Raw genomic sequence first — 21,008 nt, forward strand, 5'->3', positions numbered from 1 at the left:
GCGCCGCCTTGACAAGGCCCGAAGGGCAAGCGATGCGCACGTCGGCGTATCGCCTGTTTGCTGAGGCGCTGGACTGGATAGCCCGGATGCGCCCCCTGAACGGGGTCGCTGCCGGCTGGAGGCTGGGGCTCGTCAGCTCACCGAGAGCTTGACGCCGCGCTCGCGCGGCTGCCGCTTGGGCAATTCAACCCGCAGGATGCCCTGGTCATAGCTCGCGCTCGCCTCGTCGCTCGCGACCGGTGCCGGAAGCGGGATGGCGCGCTCAAAGCGGCCATAGGCGCACTCGGTGATCTGCCAGCGGCCGCGGGTCTCTTCCTGGCTCACGCGCTTCTCGCCGCGGACCACCAGATAGTCACCGACGACCTCGAGGTCGAAGTCGTCCTTCTCCATGCCCGGCGTCTCCAAGCGCACGACGATCTGATCTTCACCATCGAGCACCTCGCCGGCGAGCACACCCCAGCCCGTGTTGCGCTCGGCGAGATCGTTTGGGGCATCCGCATCAGCTTGTGCCTCGGCCCCGTGGGTGAAGCGGGTCATCGCCCCGGCAGCGCGGCGATAGAGCCGCTGCCAGCCGTCGATCAACGCGTCCCAAGCATGGCTGAACTCATCACGCAGGTGTTGGAATGGAGACATGATCGAAACCTCCTTCTCGGTTGGGATAATTGGCAGTTTGGGTCCTCCATCGCCAATCGACAAGGTGTCCGCAGCGCATTTTCCACAGGCCGTGCGCGCCCATTCAGGGCCAGCTCAGCACCGGCTCAGCACCAGCCCAGCACCGGCCCAGCACCAGTTCGGCACCGGCTCAGCGGTCTGCAGCGACGAAGACCGCGGGCGCAATCAAGGCCAATGCCTTTCATCCATGATTGCTTGGAGGCTGGCTCGCCCCAGGCACCACCCACTCGTTCGTCATCCAGTGAATCACCATGTCAGCTTCTCACCCCAACAACCCATCCCAGCACGCGACCGAGAGGCTCCGCCCCGAGGTATCTCCCATCCGAACCGGCCGCCACTCGCGCTGCGTGCTCGGCGTCGGTATCGCTGCCCTGGACATCATCAATCAGGTCGACCGCTACCCGGCCGAGGACGATGAGGTCCGCGCCAGTGCGCAACATATCCGCCGCGGCGGCAACTGCGCCAATACCCTGGCGACGCTGAGCGAGCTCGGCCACCGCGGCCGCTGGGTCGGCACCCTCGCCGATGACGGCGCCGCAGACCTGATCCGCGACGACTTGAACGGGCGCGGTATCGGTTTGGACGATGTGAGCATCATCCGCGGCGGCGCAACACCCACCTCGTACATCACACTAAGCCAAGCGACCGGGAGCCGGACCATCGTCCACTATCGCGACCTCCCTGAGCTGAGCGCAGCCGACTTCGCCCGCGTGGATCTGAACGGGGTCGACTGGGCGCATTTCGAGGGACGCAACCCGGTAGAGGTCGAGCAGATGATCGCCCGCGTCACGACCGAGCGACCCGGTGTGCCGATCTCGGTCGAGATCGAGAAACCGCGTCCAGAGATCGAGCGGCTGTTCCAGCTGCCCGATGACCGGCAGACCCTGCTGATCATCTCGCGCGCCTTCGCGGAGCGGCACGGGCGGATTGAGCCGGAGTCGTTCTTGGAACGTTTCGCGGCACAGAGCCGCGCCAGGCTGTTGCTCCTGCCCTGGGGCGCGGACGGGGCTTACGCGCGCTCTGGCGATGGTGAGCTGTTCTTTGCGCCAGCCCAGCCGCCCGACCGCATCCTCGACACCATTGCTGCGGGCGATGTGTTCAATGCGGCGGCCCTCGACGCGCTCTTGCACAACGCCGGTCCGGCCGCCGTCCTCGAGCAGGCCAATGCCCTCGCCGGCCGCAGCTGCGGTCAGCACGGTATCGACGGACTGCTCTCCAACGCCCCGGTGGTTGCCTGAATTCAGCCAAAACCGTCTCGTGCAAGACAGCGACAATCCCGAGACCGATTGTCGCTGCCGCCAATGGTCGCGGGGTAGGAGCCCGCTTGCGGGCGATCTTCGCCGCCGCGAGCGCGGTGTGGTCGCCCGCAAGCAGACTCCTACAGCGCTGAGAGCCAGTTGGCAGGGAAAGGCCCTCGGCACTTCTGACGCGATGCACTCGACGGCGTCCGCGCGGGTTGCGAGTCGCGTCACCGGCCAGGATTACGTATTTTTTCGTGTCACGCGATCTTGACAACCTCGGATGTCATACTAGACTGACACTCGAGGATGTTGAACGGCAGAGGGAACTCCACTAGCACAGCTGGCGCTTGAGTCTGATCAGCTGAGCCGTGCTGGGTCAGAGGTTGTCGCAAGCACAAGCGCGACATCAACAAAACACCCTTACGGGAGATTACGTAATGGCTGATGCAAAGAGCCTTTCCGGCCTATCGCCTGAGCAAGCGAAAGAATTCCACGAGCAGTTCAAGGTCACCTACACCACGTTCGTCGGCATCGCCGCCGTTGCGCACCTGCTGGTCCTGGCCTGGAAGCCCTGGTTCTGAGATCACCCTATCGGCGAGGTTATCGCTATGTTCGAGAAAGTCTTCAACTACAAGCCGTCTGAGCGCGATTACCTGGTGTGGACCATCGTCCACCCGAGTATTTGGCTGATCCCGATCCTGATCGTGACCCTGCTGATTGCCCTTGCGGTGCATGGGACCGTCCTGCAAGAGGGCAGCAAGTACTACTTCTTAGTCGATGAAGCAGCTCCGGTCGAGACCGCTGCCGCTCCCGCTGCTGCTCCAGCCCCCGCTGCTGCTCCAGCCCCTGCAGCTGCCGAGGCCCCCGCTGCCCCTGCAGAAGCGGCCGCTGAATAAGACCTTTGTTGCCGATCCTGTCGGCAATGAACATGCCGCCCCGATTTGAGCGGCTTCATCCCTAGCGTTAACGAAGAGGTCACCTCCCATGACAGGTCTGCCCCCGGATCAAGCGAAAGAGTTCCACGAGCAGTTCAAGATCACCTACACCACGTTCGTCGGCATCGCCGCCCTTGCGCACCTGCTGGTCTTGGCCTGGAAGCCCTGGTTCTAAGGGCGCTTTCCCATCCCAGAGACCGTCATCCGAGACAATCCTGATACGAGGTAATGAAAATGGCTGAACAACAAGTCAATCGTCCGCGCAACCCCGAAGACGACTGGAAGATCTGGACCGTCTGCCATCCCGGTATCTGGCTGATGCCGATCCTGTTCGTCGTGCTGCTCATCGCACTGGCCGTCCATAACACCGTTCTCAACAGCCCGGCGTATAACTTCCTCGCTGGCTAGGAATTGAGTCATTCGGCCTCAGCGCTGCAGGCGCTGCCCTCTGTGACCCGAGGTGCCGACTGATGCGGGCACCTCGGGGTCTTTTTTCGACCCGTACAAGCCGGCACAGGGGCCTTTCATGCGCACCTGGTCCTCCCATGAGGATCAGGTGCGCGGGCTCGACTGGCTATTCTCCCAGGCCGACACCCGCTCAATGCCGGGGTATCACTCGGGGCGCGTGGTCAGGCGCATCCAGCTCTCACTGGCTAACGCTCGTGGCATGGTGCCACCCCGGACGATGAATCCCGCGTGATTCACGGTATAGTCACTCGCCCTGGTTTCCGGACAAGCTGAGCCCATCGGTGCTGACTGTTCCGGCGCTTTCTGTCCGCCGATCAGGCGGAATGACTAATGCGATCCTCGATGGACGTGCGGGTAAGCGTCAGGTCTGCAAGATTTCGCGCCCGCATCTTCTTCATGACGCTGGCGCGATGAAACTCAGCAGTCCGGACGCTGATGCCGAGCTGCTCGGCGACCATCTGATTGGTGTTGCCAGCCGTAATCCCCTCAAAGACCTCCCGTTCGCGGGGTGTCAATCTCGCGTAACGCTCCAGCAGCACCTCCTGCTCGCGATCGCGCCGGCGATCGCGCCCGCTACCCGGCTCAGCTAGGCTAGCCCTAGCGTCGGCATCACTGAGTGTGCGTTGCACGAGCTCGAGCACCGCTTGGGGGTTCAATGGCTTGCTGAGGAAATCGATGGCGCCGAGCTTCATCGCCCGCACCGCCATCGGGATGTCTCCATAAGCGGTGATCATGATGGTTGGGATGCGGATGCCCGACTCCTGCAAACGCTCGAGCAGGATCAACCCGCTGATGCCCGGCAAACGCACATCGACGAGCAGACAGGCTGGACCACCCTGTTGCAGCCCCCCCGAATTGAGGAAATCCGTCGCGTTACTGAACGCCCTGGCTCGTATGGAGACGGATTCAAGCAACATGCAGAGCGCATCCCGCAACGCGGGATCATCATCAACGATATAGGCGACAGGTTCAGAGTTCATCTCGATCACTGTATCGCCGACGACCCGAGGTCGCGGCTTCAAAGGATATCTGCAATCAGTGGTCTATCAGGGGGTCAGTTTGTCGGTCATCACAACCGGAACGTCGCAGTCGAGACCGGTCGTTTAGTCGCGCTCGGACCCCAACCGTTCCACGCCGAAGTTGGCTGCGGCCTCGGGCTCAGCCTGACCCAGCGCTCGCCGCAGATGCTCGACGAGCCTGCTCGCGCGCTGAACCTGCACCTCGATGCGCTCGAGCGCATCCTGGACCGGCGCGCTCTCGGCGTTTGACTGTTTGACTAGCGTCTTCGTCGCGGCAGCGATACAGCCTGCCGAGCTCAAAGGCTGGGCGAGATCGTGCAGCAGCGACCCGATGAGCGAGGGCTTCGCTCGATCGTCGGTTGCAGACGCACCAGGCTGCGTGCCGGCCGAGCCAGCAGCCAGGGGCGGCTGGTTGCTCGGTGTAGCGCGCTTAGCACTGGGTAGCAGGCCAAACCGCTGGCCGGATGACGGGGCCAAGACCTTGTCGATGACCTCCAACGGCACTGGCTTGACCAGATGCTGCTCAAAGCCGGTCTCCGTCGAGATCTGCCGCACCGCCGCCTCGCCAAGCCCCGTCATCGCGATCAGCCGAATCCGGTCCCACTCCGGTCGGGCCCGGATACGACGCGCCACCTCATGGCCATCGATCTCTGGCATCCCGATGTCCAGGATCACCAGCTCAGCAGGGTCCTCTTCGAGGGCAGCGAGGGCTGATTGTCCGTCGTAGGCGACGCAGGCATCGGCACCCTTGAGCTGCAAGAGGCTCGCCAGACTGTCCGCCGCATCCCGGTTATCGTCGACGACCAGGATGCGGCGCGGCTTGACGGCAAGCGCGTCCTCGCCGGTCAGTCCCCGCCATTCAGAGGGATCATGCCTCTCACCCTGCTCAAGCGGCAGGGGCAGAAAGACCCGAATCTCGCTGCCTTGATCCGGGCCTGCACTGAATGCCTCGACGCGGCCACCATGCAGTTCAACGAGCTTCTGCACCAGCGTCAAGCCAATCCCGAGCCCGCCCTGCTGATGGCCTGACGAGGCATCACCTTGGGCAAACATCTCGAAGACATTAGGCAGGATATCGGCTGGGATGCCTGCCCCGCTATCTTGCACCGATACCTTGACCATCCCATCCGGCTGGATCTGGGCAACGATGCGTATCTCCTGATCCGCCTTAGTGTACTTGATCGCGTTGTTGAGGAGATTACTGAAGATTTGAGCCAGCCGGGTCGGATCGCCATCGATCCAGAGGCCCGTGGCCGGAAGCTCTATCCTTAGCTGCTGCCCGCCTGTCTGCAAGAGCGGGCGAACAACCTCCACTGCGTTCTCGATCACGGCAGCCAGTGCAACGCGCTCGGGGCGCAGCTCGATCTTGCCGTGAGTAATCCGGGAGACCTCCATCAGATCATCCACCAGCCGCGCCAGGTGGCCGAACTGACGATCCATCATCTCGCGCGCCGAGACCCCGACGGCGGTCCCGCTATCCAGCAAGCGCAGGATCTCGAGCGCATTACGAATCGGGGCAAGCGGATTGCGCAATTCATGCGCCAAGGTCGCGAGGAAGGCATCCTTGCGCCGATCGCTTTCGCGTAGCTCCTGCGCCAACTGCGCAGCCTGCTCGCGCGCGACCAGCGCCTGCGACATCAGTTCGAGGGCCTCGGCCCGCGAGGCCGAGAGGGCTTCCTTATGCTCACGTAGCTCGGCAACCAATGCCTGATCCGCCTCGAGCCGGGTCAGGTCCGTTCCAACCAGACAAACCACCGCCTCGCCGGTGCGTGGCAGACGGCTCGCCCAGAGATGCATCGGCACGGCGGCCCCGCTGGACGAAACGAACACGACGCGGTCATCCGCAGTGCCAGCCTGGGAGGCATCGAGCAATCGTTGCAGCCGGTCCGCATCTGCCGGCGCAACGAACTCTTCAATCGAGCGCCCAAGCAGGCTGCTGCGGCAGCGCTGAAGCAGCCTGGCAACACGGTCGTTTGCATAGAGCAAGAGACCCTCGGCGGAGACCGCAAGCCCGGCCTCGTTCATCGTCTCGACCATGAGCCGATGCAGGTTTTCGGTTTCTGTCAGCGAGAAGACGCGGTCACCCTTGCTGCCGCTGACGATGACAGCATCGACCTCACCCTCGCGAATCGCGCACAGGGCCTCTTGGGCCTCTTTGAGGCGCGCACGCAGCTCCCGGTTCTCGCTTAGTAGATCGTCGTACACTTGCGGCAAGGGTTTTCGAGGTCAGTCTAACGGTTACCGGTGCGCCCCACCCGCGAATGAGACGCTCGCAGCCACTGTTTCGCTGTAAGCAGCCCGAATCGGACGACTGCCATCACGCTCAGGACAGGCCGCCACCCGAGCGATGAATCCCGCGAGCGTCGCAGTGACCTGCAAGAGCTGCCGATTTCGATGGCGCCGGCACGCAGTCTGTCAGGGCCTCCAATGCCACAGGCGCCGCATCGCGGACAGCTAGGTCGGACGGTGCAGTGACCAGCCGTCTTCCTCCCTCGCGCGCAGATCGAGCCCAACCAATACCCGGTGCTCATCGGTCATATCCCCGATCAGCCGTCTCAGGGGCAGCGGCAGGCGCTTGATCAGTGTCGGAGCCGCGATGATCTGATCGCTCTTGGCCAGCGACGGATACTCGTAGATGTCCACGATCTCCAGCGAATACTGGCCACGGAGATGCCTCTCACAGAATTCCTTGATCGACTGAATCGCGACAATTGAGCGCGGCGTCAAGCTCGCAACATAGAGTGTCAGCAGGTAGCCTGAGGCATTGGATTGCTCAGTCACCCCGTCATCAGCCGATAGGCTGCTCTCGGTCGAGCTCAGCCCAAGAGGGTCGGCGTCAGCCTCTGACAGCGGCTTCCGGGTTCTGTTCATGGCAGTCTCCTCGGCGGTGCTCTGTCACTGAGGCTCAAAGAGGAAAGGCCGGGGCCGATGTGCGTCGGGTCTGCTCACCCGCAAGACCGGCCGGACGACGAGACGGCGGATCGGGGGCAACGATCGCATTATGCAAGGCGCAGGACAAGCCATCGATGCCTGTTCAAGGACAGGATGCTGCGTCGTCGAACCGCGAGAGCGTCGTCCAAGCTCGGGTCGCACTGCGGGTCAGAAGCCGGCGGACCGGAGTCGGAAGGGCCGCGATCAGGGGCTCGGGTTCGGCTGGCGCCTGTGAACGAGCTCGATCTCCTCGATCACCTCGTCGCCCAGGGTCAACTCGGTACTGGCGAGGTTGCTGTCGAGCTGTTCCAGGGTCGTCGCACCGATGATATTCGATGTGACAAACGGGCGGCTGGTCACGAACGCGATCGCCATCTGCGCCGGGTCCAGGCCATGGCGCCGTGCAATCAGACAGTAATCGGCCGTTGCCCGCACCGCCTCCTCGTTCGAATAACGATCGAAGCGGGCGAACAAGGTCAGGCGGGCACCGGCCGGCAGCTGACCCTCGAGATACTTGCCGCTGAGCATGCCGAACGCGAGCGGCGAGTACGCGAGTAGGCCGCACTGCTCGCGGATCGCCACCTCGGCCAGGCCGATCTCGAAGCTGCGGTTGAGCAGATTGTACGGGTTCTGGATACTGACCATCCGCGCAAGGCCGTGGGTCTCGGCGAGCGACAGCATCCGCATCGTCCCCCACGGGGTCTCGTTCGAGAGGCCGACATGACGGATCTTGCCGGCCTTCACCAGCTCATCGAGCACCTGCAAGGTCTCGAGCAGCGGCACGCTGTCATCCTGCTCTGACGGGCTATAGCCGAGCTTGCCGAAGAAGTTGGTCTCGCGATCCGGCCAATGCAGCTGGTAGAGGTCGATATAATCGGTCTGCAAGCGCTTGAGGCTGGCGTCCAGTGCGGCCTCGATGTTGGGCCGATCCAGCCGCCGCCCCGGCATCCGCAGATAGTCGACCCAGTCGCCGGGGCCGGCGACCTTGCTGGCGATGACGAGGCGCTCACGGCCGCCGCGCCGGGCAAGCCAGTTGCCCACGTATTGTTCGGTCAGGCCCTGGGTCTCGGCCCGTGGCGGCACCGGATACAGCTCGGCGGTATCGATGAAATTGATCCCGGCGTCCACGGCCCGGTCGAGCTGCGCGAACGCGTCGGACTCGGTGTTTTGCTCGCCGAAGGTCATGGTGCCAAGGCAGAGCTCGCTGACTCGAAGGTCGGTCTTTCCCAGAGGGCGCTGGTTCATAATGGCTCCTGCAAGATTGGTGGCGGGACCGATTGATTGAGGTCTCAGGACCTCAACTCTACCTAAAACTGTTTAGCTACGATGTGAAGGACCTTGGCCGCCCCGCTGCGCGGGACCGCCTGCCGCGACCATTCAGCCCCGAACGCATCCATCATGACACTCGATCCCGCCCTTTTCACGCCGGCCGCGACCTGGATCGCTGCGATTCTCTACGCCGCCTGCCTGCTGCTCGCGCTCCGGCTTGCGCCATGGCGGGGCTTGCTGCAGGCCAGGCTGACCCATGTCTTCTTTGGGGCGACGGTGGTCTTGCTGTTGCTGTGGCAGATGGAGACACAGGTCCAGCCTGGATTGTCGTATCACCTGCTCGGTCTCACGGCGGCCACGCTGATCTTCGGCTGGTCCTTTGCAGTCATTGCCGCCTCGCTGGCACTGTTCGGGGTCTACCTGAATGCCGGCAACCCCTGGGAGGGCTTCGCGCTGAACGCCCTGGTCTCAGGCGTGCTGCCGATCACGCTGACTCAGGTCCTATTGATCCTGATCCGCTGGTATCTGCCCAAGCAATTCTTTGTCTATGTGCTGGTCAACGGCTTCCTCACAGCCGGATTGGTCGGCGTCGCAATGGGCTATATGGCCGCCTGGCTGCTGGTCGGCTCCGGCGCCTACACGATGTCCGAGCTGAGTCAGACGGTGCTGCCGCTGTTCCCATTGCTGTTCCTGCCGGAGGCGATGCTGAACGGCTGGATCATGGTGATCCTGGTTGCCTTCCGGCCCCATTGGGTGTACTCGTTCTCAGACGTGGAATACATCAACGGCAAGTAGTAGGAGCCATGTCCATGAAGTGGATTGGCAAGGTCGTCGGCGGTTTCCTCGGGCTCGCCGCCGGCGGGCCGTTCGGGGCGATGTTGGGCACCGCACTCGGCCATGGTGTCGATCGCGGTATCGAAAGGCTGCAGCGCAACGCCCAGCTGCCACCAGGCGACCGCCAACGCATCCAGAGCGCATTCTTCACAGCGACCTTCGCGACCATGGGCCATCTGTCGAAGGCCGATGGCCGGGTCTCGGAGGCCGAGATCGCGCTCGCCGAGAACATCATGACGCAGTTGCGGCTATCGCCGGAGATGCGCAGCGCCGCGATCAAGCTCTTTCAGCAGGGCAAGGAGCCGGACTTCGACCTGAACGCCGTCGTCGAGACCTTCCGCCGCGAGTGCCGCGGGCAGCGCGCGCTGATCCAGATGTTCCTCGAGGTCCAACTCCAGGCCGCCTATGTGGACGGCGAGCCCAACCCCGGCCAACGGCGGGTCCTGAACCAGATCCGCAGCGGCCTGCGCATCCCCGAGATCCTGTTCCGGCAACTCGAGACCCTAGTGCGGCTGCAGCGCCAGTTCGGCGCCAGTGCCGGAGCCGGAGCCGGCGCTCAGGGGGCCCGGGGCGGCGCAGGCGGCGGCTGGCGTCAGGCCCCATCTCGCGGCCCCAGCCTCAAGGAGGCCTATGCGCTGCTCGGCGTGTCACCGAAGGACTCAGACGCGACCGTCAAGCGCGCTTACCGCCGGCTGCTGAGCGAGCACCACCCGGACAAGCTCGTCTCCAAGGGGCTGCCCGAGGAGATGATGAAGATGGCGGCGCAGAAGACCCACGAGATCCGCCGCGCCTATGAGATGATCCAGGAAGCCCGTGCGACCTGACGAGCCCGTACCACCCAAGCCCCCGGCGCTGCACCTGCGTAGGCCTTGGCAGGCTTAGAGGCCGGGCAAAATGACCGCCTGGTCTGCATCGGCCCCACCGCAGCACCGATTTCGCCGCGAGTACCCGAATGACCGCAACATGACTGCTTCCGCCCCGCCCGACTGCGCCGCCGTCGAGCGCTATCTGCTCGATCTCCAAGACCGTATCAGCGAGGCCCTCGCCGAAGAGGACGGTAGCAGTGCCTTTCGCGAAGACGCCTGGGAGCGCCCCGGCGGCGGCGGTGGGCGCAGCCGCATCCTCGAGGACGGGGCCGTCTTCGAGAAGGGCGGCATCAACTTCTCCCATGTCCATGGCGAAACGCTGCCGCCGACCGCTAGCGCCACCCGGCCCGAGCTCGCCGGCCGCAGCTTCCAGGCGATGGGGGTCTCGTTGGTGATGCACCCGAGGAACCCCTATGTGCCGACCTCGCACATGAACGTGCGCTTCTTCATCGCCAAGAAGCCCGGCAGTGAGCCGGTCTGGTGGTTCGGCGGCGGTTTCGACCTGACGCCCTACTACGGCTTCGATGCCGACGTGCACGACTGGCATCGCGCCGCGCGCGCCGCCTGCGCGGGCTTTGGTGACGCCGATGAGGATGCGGCCGCGCTCCATGCCCGGCTCAAGGCCGCCTGTGACCAGTATTTCTACCTGAAGCACCGCGAGGAGCCGCGCGGCGTCGGCGGGCTGTTCTTCGACGACTTCAACGCCTGGGGCTTCGAGCGCAGCTTCGCCTTCATGCGCAGTGTCGCCGAGCAGTATCTGCCCGCATACCAGGCCATCGTCCAACGCCGAAAGGGCACCCCGTACGGCGAGCGCGAGCGCGCCTTCCAGACCTACCGCCGCGGCCGCTACGTCGAGTTCAACCTGGTCTACGACCGCGGCACCCTATTTGGCCTGCAGTCCGGCGGCCGCACCGAATCGATCCTGATGTCGCTACCGCCGCAGGTCAGCTGGCGCTACGACTGGCGCCCGGAGCCAGGATCAGAAGAGGCACGGCTCTACGAGCGCTACCTGGTGCCGCGCGATTGGCTTGCCGTGTCGAAATAGCCTCAATCCAGCCTCTGCCCGGTCAGCATCCGATAGACCTCGAACCCCGCCTCGCGCTCGCGGCAGCGCAGGATCGCGGCCCGCCCCGGCGTACTCGGGTCCGGTTGGACCTTGACCCCAGCCTCCTCGGCCGCCTGCAGGTTCTCATCGCGGAGATCGGCCTCGCCGAAGACCGATATCACATAGCCGCCCGGGATCGATGGCGGGGGGCTGAACGCCTCGCCATCGACCAGCGCGACCCAGGCCGGTATGAAATCGGGACCGTAGAGATCGAAGAAGCCATTGGAGCCACGCAGGTGGGCCTCGATCGGCTTGCCGCCGATCAGCTCGATATTGCAGATGCCGGTGTAGCCGGAAAGGTTGCGCCGCACCCAATCGCTGATCCAGGCCTCAGCGCCCGGAAGATCGGCCCCAATCTCCCAGTAGAGCGGGCGCGAGGCATCCTTCTGATCCGAGCCGCGCGTATGTGCGAACCAGCGCGGCTCGCCGTCCTGCACCAGGCAGTCGCTGCTGCTGTGGGTCCCGCTCAGCCGCTCGGACCAATAGCTTCCGGGCTCCATCGGCACCTGGTCGGCGCGCACCGTCCGCGCGCTCAGGCCCATGCCGGCCAGGTTGGTAATGGGCTTCAAAAAGACCTCGGCATCCTCGGCGATACCGAGGTCGATCGGCGCGACACCGCAAGGCGCAGCCGTCACCCCGGCATCGAGCGCGAGACGCAGCTTGTCGTAGATGTGCCGATGCGCCGGATTCAGCCGCCAGGCGGCCGCATCACTGACGGGGAGCTCCGTGCGTGGCTCGGGCTTGAACAGGTGCTTGCGCTCGGGCAGGACGCCAATAAAGGGCATAAACACTCCTCAGGGTCTAAGGCGATTTCTGTCAAAGCTCATACCGCCTTGCTGGTCTTTTCGCTCGCCTTCTTCGTCGCGCCGCCGGTCACATAGCCCGGCTATGCTCCCGGCGACGTTCCTCGAAGGCAAACGAAAATCCTGCGCCATTCGGTACGAGCTTTTCCGGCAATCGCCTAAGCGAGGCAACGGCTGCGAGCGATTCATCCTCCAACACGACAGGCCGCCTGACGATTAGGGGACCTCGCTGTTGCAGAGATCTTGCACCTGCGCGACAAATCAAGCCCGCCCGCGCGGACCGGGGTCATCCGCTGCGGCTCTCGATGCGTCAGGAAGTGGCGCCAGGATGGTGCAGTTACGTCCGGACCGTTTGGCCCGGTACATCGCCTGATCCGCCCCTGCGATCAGCTCGTGCGCGGTCTGTCCCTTACCCAAGCAGGCAATGCCGATGCTGAGGGTGAGACGACCCGCCGTTGCGAAATCAAACTGCTCCACGTGCCTACGGATACGCTCGGCCAGGCACAGCGCATCCTCGCATCCGGTCTCGGAGCAGAGGATCAGAAACTCCTCTCCACCCCACCGACCGAGCCGGTCATTCTCCCGCAGCATCGGCCCGACCTCGGCCGCGAGCCGCGTCAGCACACTGTCACCAACCTCATGTCCGTAGCGGTCATTGATCACCTTGAAATGATCGAGATCGAAGAAGAGCAACGAGAGCGGCCGGGCATAACGGTGCCCGCGCTTGACCTCATCGGCGATCAGCCGTTCTAGGGCGCGGCGATTCAGCACGCCGGTCAACCGGTCGGTATAGGCGAGCCGCTCCAGCTCCCGGTTGCTTTCCTCCAAGGCATGGGTGCGCTCGGCGACCTTGGACTCCAGGTCCTCGTTCAGCGCCTGATAGCGCCGCAACAGGTCATGGATCTCCGCATTCGCGTCGCGAAAGCGCATTGCTGCCCGGCCCAGCTCGCCGATCTCGTCATGATGCGGGCTGTACAAGCGCACCGGCGCCCTGGAGCCGGCGGTCAGCTCGTTGAAGGTCCGGGTCAGCGCCTGGATTGGGGCCGTGACGCTGCGCGCCATCGTCCGGCCGACCACGAGCACGACCAGGCTGCCGAGGACGAGCAACAGGATCAGCGCGACCGTGAACCACCCGAGCGCGTGGTCGATCTCGGTATGCGCCTCCGCCAGCGAGGCGTCGAGCTGTTCTTCGAGCGCGTCCGCCATTTCCCGCATCTCATGCGCGTCGGCGGCCATCACGACATTGACCAGGAATAGGTAGCTCCTGGCCCGCTGCAGCAGCGTCGCCCAGGTGGTCTCCATCTCCCGCAGCGCTGTCTCGATCGCGCTTAGCGTCAGCGGCGACACCGAAGCGGACAAGCGCTTGAGATGCTCACGCTCGCACTCGAACTCCGCCGTCAGGCTCGCATAGGGTTTCAGGTCCGCGGTGTAGAGCAGGGCATTGGTCGCCTCCTCGACACCGTGCAGATGGCGCTCGAGTGCCCGCGTCTCGGCAACCTCGGCGTCTTCGATCACCTGGTCCTGAATCGCTGGAAGCTCGGACCGCACCAATGCCAGATTGGGCTTGAAGCGGTTCTCGATCACCGTCTTCAGCGCGCTGCGCTGGGCAACCGCCTCAGCGAACGCCTGATAGAACCGGTCCAGATGCTCGAGCAGCTGCTCGAGCCGCTCTTGCGCGCCGGCGCCGGCGCATTCTCGGACGAGGCAATCGGTCAGCGAGTCGCGCGTTTCGGTGTAGGTCAGCGTCACCTGGTTCGCCGCCGAGGTATGGTTCGAGGCGACGAAGCGGTGTGCGGCGAATTGCATCCCAGCGACGTTGGTGCGGAAGCCGCGCACGGCATTGGCGGCGTCGGCCAGTTGGATCAGCGCATCCGTTTGCATCCGCGCCATCTGCGCCATCCAGGTCGCCCCGACGCCGACCAGCGCCGCGAGCAGCACCGCCAGGTAGACGGTCGCGGTGACCCGCTGGCGCAATGGCAGCCAGCGCACGGCCCAGGATCGGCTGTCGCGCTCAGGCGAGGACAAGCTCGCTCCAGCGCCGCACGCTCTGGTCATAGGTGGACATCACCGTGTTCCAGACCGCGACATGCGAGAACCGGTTGCGGTAGGACCCGCCGCGCCGCGTCTCGCCCGGCTGCGCAACGACCTGTCCGTCCGGACCGGGCAACGGCCGCTCCGCCGGTTGCCCTTCGTACCAGTAGCCCCACTCGTCGGGCTCGAGGAACGGCCGCGAGCGTGCCGGGTTCGAGATGTAATAGCCCTGCTTGGCGATATAGGCCCCCGGCCAGCCCGAGAGCCACCAGTTCATATAGGCGTAGGCCAGGTCCTGCCGCTCGCCGGTGCAGGCGCGCGACAGGCACATCACCCCGTGCCAGGCGCGATAGCCCTCACGCGGCGCGGCATAGAGACAGGGAACCCCAGCGCTGCGGGCCATCGCCGCTCCCGGCGAGAACATGCTCTCGATCCAGACCTCGCCGGAGACCATCAGCCTGGCCGAATGCGGCACCGACCGCCAGAACGAGCGAAATTGGCCATCGAGCTGGTAGCGGATCGCGATCTCGAACAGCGCATCGACCTCGTCCGCCGTCATCGCGCCGATATCGCCGAACTCGATCAGTCCGCGCGCGCGGGCGGCCAGCGCCAGATCGAAGATCCCGATGCTCGGGGCATTCACCAGGGCCACCCTGCCCGCGTAGGCTGGATCGAGCAGCCAGCCCCAGCTTTCCTCCCGATAAGGCTCCGCGGCCGGGATCGCGCGACTGTCGTAGCCGAACGAGTCGACATTGTGCACATAGGGTAGGAAGCTGATACGCCGCTGGGGTGTCGGCCCAAGCGCCCCATCAGGCTGCACATAGAGGATGGTATTGGGCGCATCACCGGCGCCGATCGGCGCCTCGGCGGTGATGCGCCCGGTCTTGCTCAAGCGGTTGACCTCGTCCCAATGGGTCAGGCGCTCAACCTCGATCGGCTGGACGGTCCCGGCCTGCCAGAGCAGCCGAATGCTGTCGGACCATTGCTCGTAGAGATCAAACCCGGTAGCGTCGGTCGCCGCACGCAGCAGCACCTGCGAGCTGCCACCCGGAAGGAAGTCGATGCGAAAGCCGAGATCCTGCTCGGCCTTGCGACGCAGCGGCTCCTGCAGCGTCGCATGGGTGCCCAGCACGCGCAGCGTTGGCGGATCATCCCGGGCACGAACGATCGCCGGGAAGGCCGCGGCCGCCGAGGCCGCGGCCAGCCCTTGCACAAGCTGCCGCCGTTTCCGATCTGGCTCGCCCTGCTTAGTGGTCTGCGCAGTCACCGCGATATGGCCACCCTACCCTCGTCGATCCTCGTACTCAGTTCGGGATTCTAGCTAGGATTCTAGCGCCAGCCGCGGCGTCTGTGTGATCAGGCCGCCTTCGCCTCCGCACCCTGAATCGGAACAACGTCGCAAAGCAGCGATTTGAATGGCGGGAAACCGCTGATCGGGTCCAACGCCGCGTCGTCGGTCAGCTCGTTGACATTGGCGTGATTCCAACCATGAGGGCAATGGGCGACGCCCCGCTTGATACGATCGGTGACCTTTGCGATGAACTGGACACGGCCCCGTCGGGTGCAGACGTTGACCGCTGCGCCGTCCTCAATCCCGCGCCTCTGCGCATCCTCGGGATGCAGCTCGACCAGCGGCTCGGGCATGGCCTTGCGCATCCGCTCCAGGTACTGATGCTGGGAATGGGTTGCATGCTTGTGGCGGGCACCGCTGGTCAGCACCAGCGGGAAGTCGCGCGCCACCTCGGGGGTCGAGACCGGGCTCTCGGCCGGCTCGCGCCAGATCGGCAGGCCGTCGTGGCCGGCCGCACGCAGCTCCGCGGAATCGAACTCGACCTTGCCGCTGACCGTCTTGAAGCCATGCAGCCGATACTGGCGGTCGGCGTCGAGGAAGCCGTGATCGACCAGATCGTCGATGGCCTTCGCGAACACCGTCACGCCGTCGGGATCATCGTAAACCTGCTGGCGGATCTCCTCCGGAATGCCCTCGGCCGCCTCCGCCCAGGACGCGGCCAGATCGCCATGCCAGAACTGATCACCCATGCCGAGCCGCACCCCGAGATCGAGCCAGATCTCGGCATCCGGGCGTGCCTCGCCTCTCGGCTCGACCACCCGTCGACGGTAGCGCAGCTCGCCCTGATAGGCACAGCCTGGATAGGCGATCAGGGCCTCACGCTCCAGATTCGTGGCCGCGGGCAGCACGATGTCGGCCATCAGGGTCGCGGGATTATGGAAGAAGTCCGACGCGGCGAAGAAATCGAGCGCACCGAGCGCCTGCTCCATCCTCTTGGAGTTGGCCCACATCGCCGTGTTGATCCCCATCGCCAGCAGGGCATGGATCGGCTGCGGCCTCCGTTCGAGGATGCAGTCGGGCAGCAGCATGCTCTGCGCGGCGGGCCAATGCCGGGTCCAGACCGGGAAGACCTCGTCGCCGACGCGCGGGGGGAGATCATTGACGCACTGGTCGAACAGCTCGATCGGCTTCGGGGTGATCTTGTCGTTGAAGAAGCGGTTACCGCCCTCGCGGTCGAGATTGCCGGTCACCGCCGAGAGCAGCACCACCGCGCGATGGCTCTGGAAACCATTGCTGTGCTGGACCGTGGCGGTCGGCGAGAGCATGATCTGGGCCGGTTTCAGCGTCCCGAACAGATCGGCGGCGCGGCGCAGGTCGGCCTCGTCGATGCCACAGATCGCCGCGACCCGCTCTGGCGGGAACTCGGCGATGTACTGCCGAAAGGCCTCGACGCCGCTCCCCCAGAGGTCGAGGAAGGCCTGATCCTGCCAGCCGTGGGCAAAGATCAGGTGATGAAAGCCCAATGCCAGCGCGCCGTCGGTGCCCGGGCGGATCTGCAGGAAGACATCGGCCTGCTCGGCCAACGGCGTGCGCCGCGGATCGACGACGATCATCGGCCGCCCCGCCTTCGCCTGCGCCAGCGGATGCTGATGGAATGGTGGGATCGATCCACGCGGATTCGTCGACCAGACCAGCAGGCATTTGGTGTTGTGCGAGGCCACCGTCGAGGTCGTCTTGATCTTGGTGCCGAAGGTCACCTCCTCGGCAACCTTGGTCGCGGAGAAGCAGCAACCGCTCTCGGTCATGTAGTTCGGCGAGCCGAACGCATGCGCCAGGCGCTGCAGCTGCGGCCGCGCCTCCTTGGTGTAGCCGGCGAAAAAGGCCACGGCGGGTGCACCATGGCGCGCCCTCGCGCGGTCCAGTTGCTCCGCGATGGTGCCAAGGGCCTCATCCCAGGTGATCCGCTCGAACTCGCCGCTGCCGCGGGGCCCGACACGCTTGAGCGGATAGAGCAGCCGATCGGGATGATTGCGACGGTCGATCTGGACATAGCAGCGGGGACAGTCCGGCCCGTCGATCGCGACCGGCTCGCCCTGGGCGTCCAGGGTCACATCGATCGCGCAGTTCGCATCACATTCGTAGCAGGTACTCTTGACGGTAGACATCGGCTCGACAATTCTCCGAAAGTGTTGTTCAGCGTTGGATCGCGTGTGCGCGGCCAGATTTCAAGCAAAACCACGTGGACGTCAGATGCTTTCCCGACTGCCTTCCAGGCGCTTTCGCTGGTCGCCGCCGGCCGATCGACTCAGGCCGCCCCCCGGGATCGACGTGCTGAATCGACATGCCGAATCGACATGATGGGCCGGCGGGCTCGACCGCAGCCGCCCCCAACACTCGGGCTGAGCCCATTTTCACGCTAGAATCGAGCCAGGGCCCGCCAACACCCCAACAGGCCGACGCGCCGAACGGGTCGCTTGACGCCGCCGATGATCACGCATTTCTCGATGGGGGGACATTGAGCAAACAACAGCTTCGCTATCAGGACGCCGGGGTCGACATCGATGCAGGCGAGCGCCTGGTCCAACGTATCGCGCCAGCCGTCAAGACCACCCATCGCAACGGGGTCCTGGCTGGCATCGGGGGCTTCGGCGGGCTCTTCGAGCTCCCGACCGGCTACCGCGAGCCGGTGCTGGTCTCGGGCACCGACGGGGTCGGGACCAAGCTCAAGCTCGCGATCGAGCTCGGCCGACACGACAGCGTGGGCATCGATCTGGTCGCGATGTGCGTCAACGACATCGTCGTCTGCGGCGCCGAACCGCTATTCTTCCTCGATTACTACTCCACGGGCGCGCTCGATGTCGATATCGCGGCCGATGTCGTCAACGGTATCGCCGAGGGCTGCCGGCAGGCCGGCTGTGCCCTGATCGGCGGCGAGACCGCCGAGATGCCCGGGATGTACAAGGCCGGCGACTACGACCTGGCCGGTTTCTGCGTCGGTATCGTCGAGAAGGCGTCGATCCTGACCGGTGATCGCGTCGGCGTCGGCGATGCACTGATCGGGTTGGCCTCATCCGGCCCGCACTCGAACGGCTATTCGCTGATCCGCAAGGTGCTCGAGCTCGGCCAGGTCGCGCTGTCCGAGCCGCTCGACGGGGCTAGCCTCGGCCAGCAGCTACTGGAGCCGACCCGGATCTACGCCCGTTCGGCATTGGCGCTGATCGATTCGCACGAGGTCCATGCCCTCGCGCACATCACCGGCGGCGGCCTCAGCGAGAACCTGCCGCGCGTGCTCCCCGCCGGCACCCATGCCCGCATCGATCTCGATAGCTGGCGGCTGCCGGCGGTCTTCGACTGGCTGCAACAGCAAGGCAACATCGCCGAGGCCGAGATGCTGCGCACCTTCAACTGCGGTGTCGGCCTGATCGCCTGCGTGCCGGCAGAGCAGGCCGCGGCGGCCTGCGAACAGCTCGCCGAGCTGGGCGAGCAGGCCTGGGTCATCGGGTCCATCGAGGCCAATGATCGGAACAATGGCGGTGCGCCCAATGCCGATTCCGGCAGCAGTAGCGCCGATGCCGCGGCCCCCTATGTGTCGTATCTGGGAGCCCTGAGATGACTCGACTTGACGCCGATCTGATCGCCTCTGGCCGCGCGACTCGGCATCTTGGCCCTGCCTCCCGACTGCGCTCGAACGGTGCCGCACCAAGGTGCCTGCCAGCACGCCGACCCGCACGCTCATCAGCCAGCCGGCCAGGTTGTCGGTGCGCCGGGCCACTGGAGGCTCAGCAATGACGGAGATCGAAGCCGGAGCTGGGACAGCCGGCTCGAGCCCGAAGGTCGAGTCCGGGCGCGTGCCGCTGCGCGTGGCGGTGCTGATCTCAGGCAGCGGTAGTAATCTGCAGGCCCTGATCGATGCGCAACGGGCCGGACGACTGTCGGCCGAGATCGCAGTCGTGATCAGCAATCGCTCCGATGCCTATGGCCTCGAGCGGGCGCGGCGCGCGCTGATCCCGACCCAGGTGCTCAGCCATCGCGGCTTCCCGAGTCGCGAGGCCTATGATGCCGAGCTCGCCGCACTGCTCGATCGCCATGCGCCGGGACTGGTGACGCTTGCCGGCTTCATGCGCATCCTGACACCGGAGCTCGTCGCCCGTTGGCAGGGCCGGATGCTCAATATCCACCCCTCGCTACTGCCCAAGTATCGGGGCCTGCACACCCATGAGCGAGCGCTCGCGGCCGGCGAGCCGATCCATGGCGCGACGGTCCATTTCGTCACGCCCGAGCTCGACGACGGCCCGGCCATCGTTCAGGCGCAGGTCCCGGTCCACCCGGACGACGATGCCGAGCGGCTTGCCGCCCGGGTCCTGACCCAGGAGCATCGCATCTACCCACTGGCAGTGCGCTGGATCGCCGAAGGGCGGCTCGCGCTCGGCGATGACGGGCTCGCCTACCTGGACGACGAACCGCTCGCCCAGCCTGTCGTGATCGATGCCGAGCCTTGACCCGAGTTCACGCCCGCGTCAGATGCCGCATCTGAACCTCAAGCATCTACGCTATTTCTGGGCCGTCGCGACGCACGGCTCGATCGCCCGCGCCTCGGAGATCCTGCATCTGACGCCGCAGACCATCAGCGGGCAGCTGCGCGAGCTCGAGGACCAGATCGGCGCCAAGCTGTTCGCCAAGTCCGGACGCAGTCTCGCGCTCACCGACACCGGCCGGTTGGTCTTCTCGTACGCCGACGACATCTTTCGGCTCGGCGACGAGCTGGAGGACGTGCTCGCCGGGCGCACGCCGACTGGAGGGCTGCGGCTCAATGTCGGCATCGCGATGGTCGTGCCCAAGCTCCTGACCCACCGGGTGCTATCGCCGGTGCTGACGATGCCCGAGCCGGTGCGGCTGGTCTGCGTCGAGCGCCCCCTGGTCGATCTGCTCGCGGACCTGTCGGTGCATAAGCTCGATCTGGTGCTGGCCGACAGCCCGCTGAGCCCGGCGCTCAATATCCGCGCCTACAACCATCCGCTCGGCGAATCCGAGACCACCTTCTTCGCCGCCCAGGCGCGCGCCGATGCCCTCGCCGACGGCTTCCCTGGCAGCCTCGACGGTGCGCCGATGCTGATGCCGGGCTCAGGCAGCGCCTTCGGCCGGGCGCTCGAGCTCTGGTTCGAGCGCAATCAGATCCGGCCCCGCGTGGTCGCCGAGATCGAGGACCGGGCCTTGATGAAGACCTTCGGCGAGGCCGGCGCGGGCGTCTTCACGGCACCGCGTTCGGTCGAGGCCGACGTGCTGGCCAAGTATCGGGTCGGGGTCGTCGGGCATGCCCCGGACTTGCGCGAACGGCTCTATGCGATCACCGCCGAGCGGCGCATCGAGCATCCGGCCGTTTCGTGGATTACCGAGGCCGCGCGTGAAGGCCGGTTCAGCTGAGCGCGGCCCAAGGCGACGCTGAGCTGAGTGATCGTCCATCCTGCCCGATAAGGGAAGCGCTGATTCAGCGGCGCGTCGCTTACAAACGATCGTCGAGACCTCAGGCAACGGGGATTGATCGG

Annotated in this window: 21 protein-coding genes; 12 read left to right on the forward strand and 9 right to left on the reverse strand. The window is 65.3% G+C overall.

Annotated elements, in window-relative coordinates:
* Positions 1 to 132: 132 nt before the first annotated feature.
* Positions 133 to 633, reverse strand: coding sequence for an Hsp20/alpha crystallin family protein (locus tag CKO40_RS14240; protein WP_200346897.1), 501 nt, complete (start codon positions 631 to 633; stop codon positions 133 to 135).
* Positions 634 to 923: 290 nt separating this feature from the next.
* On the opposite strand from CKO40_RS14240, the gene CKO40_RS14245 reads away from it, so the two are divergent.
* From CKO40_RS14245 to CKO40_RS14270, 6 genes are all read left to right on the forward strand, one after another.
* Entirely contained in the window at positions 924 to 1,910 is a 987-nt protein-coding gene (locus tag CKO40_RS14245; protein ID WP_200346898.1) for a PfkB family carbohydrate kinase, read from the forward strand.
* Positions 1,911 to 2,350: 440 nt separating this feature from the next.
* Positions 2,351 to 2,494: a light-harvesting antenna LH1, beta subunit gene (gene pufB / locus CKO40_RS14250; RefSeq protein ID WP_200346899.1), complete on the forward strand. Its 144-nt coding sequence runs from the start codon at positions 2,351 to 2,353 to the stop codon at positions 2,492 to 2,494.
* A 27-nt stretch (positions 2,495 to 2,521) separates the two neighbouring features.
* Positions 2,522 to 2,809, forward strand: coding sequence for a light-harvesting protein (locus CKO40_RS14255; RefSeq protein WP_200346900.1), 288 nt, complete (start codon positions 2,522 to 2,524; stop codon positions 2,807 to 2,809).
* An 88-nt stretch (positions 2,810 to 2,897) separates the two neighbouring features.
* A complete protein-coding gene (gene pufB, locus CKO40_RS14260) occupies positions 2,898 to 3,023 on the forward strand; it encodes a light-harvesting antenna LH1, beta subunit (protein WP_200346901.1) in 126 nt (41 codons plus the stop codon).
* A 59-nt stretch (positions 3,024 to 3,082) separates the two neighbouring features.
* Positions 3,083 to 3,256, forward strand: a complete 174-nt coding sequence (pufA, locus tag CKO40_RS14265) for a light-harvesting antenna LH1, alpha subunit (protein ID WP_200346902.1) — start codon at positions 3,083 to 3,085, stop codon at positions 3,254 to 3,256.
* Between the two features lie 118 nt (positions 3,257 to 3,374).
* Positions 3,375 to 3,548, forward strand: a complete 174-nt coding sequence (locus CKO40_RS14270; protein ID WP_200346903.1) for a hypothetical protein — start codon at positions 3,375 to 3,377, stop codon at positions 3,546 to 3,548.
* 82 nt (positions 3,549 to 3,630) lie between these two features.
* Here the strand turns inward: CKO40_RS14270 and CKO40_RS14275 are convergent, their stop codons facing one another.
* The 4 genes from CKO40_RS14275 to CKO40_RS14290 form a co-directional block, all read right to left on the reverse strand.
* Entirely contained in the window at positions 3,631 to 4,296 is a 666-nt protein-coding gene (locus CKO40_RS14275; protein ID WP_200346904.1) for a response regulator transcription factor, read from the reverse strand.
* 123 nt (positions 4,297 to 4,419) lie between these two features.
* The gene (locus CKO40_RS14280; RefSeq protein ID WP_338074180.1) at positions 4,420 to 6,540 is read right to left on the reverse strand and encodes an ATP-binding protein; all 2,121 of its coding nucleotides are present in this window, start codon (positions 6,538 to 6,540) and stop codon (positions 4,420 to 4,422) included.
* A gap of 249 nt (positions 6,541 to 6,789) precedes the next feature.
* Positions 6,790 to 7,206: a circadian clock KaiB family protein gene (locus CKO40_RS14285; protein WP_200346906.1), complete on the reverse strand. Its 417-nt coding sequence runs from the start codon at positions 7,204 to 7,206 to the stop codon at positions 6,790 to 6,792.
* Between the two features lie 264 nt (positions 7,207 to 7,470).
* Entirely contained in the window at positions 7,471 to 8,511 is a 1,041-nt protein-coding gene (locus CKO40_RS14290; protein ID WP_200346907.1) for an NADP(H)-dependent aldo-keto reductase, read from the reverse strand.
* 153 nt (positions 8,512 to 8,664) lie between these two features.
* On the opposite strand from CKO40_RS14290, the gene CKO40_RS14295 reads away from it, so the two are divergent.
* From CKO40_RS14295 to hemF, 3 genes are all read left to right on the forward strand, one after another.
* A complete protein-coding gene (locus CKO40_RS14295; protein ID WP_200346908.1) occupies positions 8,665 to 9,330 on the forward strand; it encodes an energy-coupling factor ABC transporter permease in 666 nt (221 codons plus the stop codon).
* A gap of 14 nt (positions 9,331 to 9,344) precedes the next feature.
* Positions 9,345 to 10,193 (forward strand): co-chaperone DjlA, encoded by an 849-nt coding sequence (gene djlA / locus CKO40_RS14300; protein WP_200346909.1) that lies wholly within the window; start codon positions 9,345 to 9,347, stop codon positions 10,191 to 10,193.
* Between the two features lie 139 nt (positions 10,194 to 10,332).
* Positions 10,333 to 11,280 carry an oxygen-dependent coproporphyrinogen oxidase gene (hemF, locus tag CKO40_RS14305; protein ID WP_200346910.1) on the forward strand — a complete coding sequence of 316 codons (948 nt, stop codon included), beginning with the start codon at positions 10,333 to 10,335 and terminating at the stop codon, positions 11,278 to 11,280.
* A 2-nt stretch (positions 11,281 to 11,282) separates the two neighbouring features.
* On the opposite strand, the gene CKO40_RS14310 is transcribed toward hemF, so the two are convergent.
* The 4 genes from CKO40_RS14310 to CKO40_RS14325 all read right to left on the reverse strand — a co-directional run bounded on the left by CKO40_RS14310 (position 11,283) and on the right by CKO40_RS14325 (position 17,630).
* On the reverse strand, positions 11,283 to 12,125 hold the full coding sequence (locus tag CKO40_RS14310) for an ATP-grasp domain-containing protein (RefSeq protein ID WP_200346911.1): 843 nt from the start codon (positions 12,123 to 12,125) through the stop codon (positions 11,283 to 11,285).
* A 279-nt stretch (positions 12,126 to 12,404) separates the two neighbouring features.
* Entirely contained in the window at positions 12,405 to 14,168 is a 1,764-nt protein-coding gene (locus CKO40_RS14315; protein WP_200346912.1) for a GGDEF domain-containing protein, read from the reverse strand.
* A complete protein-coding gene (locus CKO40_RS14320; protein WP_207173657.1) occupies positions 14,155 to 15,441 on the reverse strand; it encodes an extracellular solute-binding protein in 1,287 nt (428 codons plus the stop codon). The genes CKO40_RS14315 and CKO40_RS14320 overlap by 14 nt, the downstream gene beginning before the upstream one ends.
* An 89-nt stretch (positions 15,442 to 15,530) precedes the next feature.
* Complete coding sequence (locus CKO40_RS14325) at positions 15,531 to 17,630, reverse strand: molybdopterin-containing oxidoreductase family protein (protein WP_200346914.1); 2,100 nt, start codon at positions 17,628 to 17,630, stop codon at positions 15,531 to 15,533.
* A 350-nt stretch (positions 17,631 to 17,980) separates the two neighbouring features.
* Between CKO40_RS14325 and purM the strand changes: the two genes are divergently transcribed.
* From purM to nhaR, 3 genes are all read left to right on the forward strand, one after another.
* Positions 17,981 to 19,078 (forward strand): phosphoribosylformylglycinamidine cyclo-ligase, encoded by a 1,098-nt coding sequence (gene purM, locus CKO40_RS14330; protein ID WP_242477047.1) that lies wholly within the window; start codon positions 17,981 to 17,983, stop codon positions 19,076 to 19,078.
* Positions 19,079 to 19,250: 172 nt separating this feature from the next.
* The gene (gene purN, locus CKO40_RS14335; RefSeq protein ID WP_200346916.1) at positions 19,251 to 19,964 is read left to right on the forward strand and encodes a phosphoribosylglycinamide formyltransferase; all 714 of its coding nucleotides are present in this window, start codon (positions 19,251 to 19,253) and stop codon (positions 19,962 to 19,964) included.
* Entirely contained in the window at positions 19,951 to 20,886 is a 936-nt protein-coding gene (nhaR, locus tag CKO40_RS14340; protein WP_242477048.1) for a transcriptional activator NhaR, read from the forward strand. Before purN ends, nhaR begins: the two co-directional genes overlap by 14 nt.
* The last annotated feature ends 122 nt before the right edge of the window (positions 20,887 to 21,008 follow it).

Origin of the sequence: Halochromatium glycolicum, from assembly GCF_016584085.1 — a bacterium.
In the GTDB taxonomy this organism is placed as follows: domain Bacteria; phylum Pseudomonadota; class Gammaproteobacteria; order Chromatiales; family Chromatiaceae; genus Lamprobacter; species Lamprobacter glycolicus.

Bases quoted from the DNA above. Each gene is read 5' to 3' on its own strand.
- pufB (WP_200346899.1), top strand. From the start codon at position 2,351: ATGGCTGATGCAAAGAGCCTTTCCGGCCTATCGCCTGAGCAAGCGAAA.
- pufA (WP_200346902.1), top strand. From the start codon at position 3,083: ATGGCTGAACAACAAGTCAATCGTCCGCGCAACCCCGAAGACGACTGG.
- djlA (WP_200346909.1), top strand. From the start codon at position 9,345: ATGAAGTGGATTGGCAAGGTCGTCGGCGGTTTCCTCGGGCTCGCCGCC.
- CKO40_RS14290 (WP_200346907.1), bottom strand. From the start codon at position 8,511: ATGAACCAGCGCCCTCTGGGAAAGACCGACCTTCGAGTCAGCGAGCTC.
- pufB (WP_200346901.1), top strand. From the start codon at position 2,898: ATGACAGGTCTGCCCCCGGATCAAGCGAAAGAGTTCCACGAGCAGTTC.
- CKO40_RS14255 (WP_200346900.1), top strand. From the start codon at position 2,522: ATGTTCGAGAAAGTCTTCAACTACAAGCCGTCTGAGCGCGATTACCTG.
- CKO40_RS14310 (WP_200346911.1), bottom strand. From the start codon at position 12,125: ATGCCCTTTATTGGCGTCCTGCCCGAGCGCAAGCACCTGTTCAAGCCC.
- nhaR (WP_242477048.1), top strand. From the start codon at position 19,951: ATGCCGAGCCTTGACCCGAGTTCACGCCCGCGTCAGATGCCGCATCTG.
- CKO40_RS14245 (WP_200346898.1), top strand. From the start codon at position 924: ATGTCAGCTTCTCACCCCAACAACCCATCCCAGCACGCGACCGAGAGG.
- CKO40_RS14325 (WP_200346914.1), bottom strand. From the start codon at position 17,630: ATGTCTACCGTCAAGAGTACCTGCTACGAATGTGATGCGAACTGCGCG.
- CKO40_RS14275 (WP_200346904.1), bottom strand. From the start codon at position 4,296: ATGAACTCTGAACCTGTCGCCTATATCGTTGATGATGATCCCGCGTTG.
- hemF (WP_200346910.1), top strand. From the start codon at position 10,333: ATGACTGCTTCCGCCCCGCCCGACTGCGCCGCCGTCGAGCGCTATCTG.
- CKO40_RS14270 (WP_200346903.1), top strand. From the start codon at position 3,375: ATGCGCACCTGGTCCTCCCATGAGGATCAGGTGCGCGGGCTCGACTGG.
- CKO40_RS14285 (WP_200346906.1), bottom strand. From the start codon at position 7,206: ATGAACAGAACCCGGAAGCCGCTGTCAGAGGCTGACGCCGACCCTCTT.
- CKO40_RS14240 (WP_200346897.1), bottom strand. From the start codon at position 633: ATGTCTCCATTCCAACACCTGCGTGATGAGTTCAGCCATGCTTGGGAC.
- purN (WP_200346916.1), top strand. From the start codon at position 19,251: ATGACGGAGATCGAAGCCGGAGCTGGGACAGCCGGCTCGAGCCCGAAG.
- CKO40_RS14295 (WP_200346908.1), top strand. From the start codon at position 8,665: ATGACACTCGATCCCGCCCTTTTCACGCCGGCCGCGACCTGGATCGCT.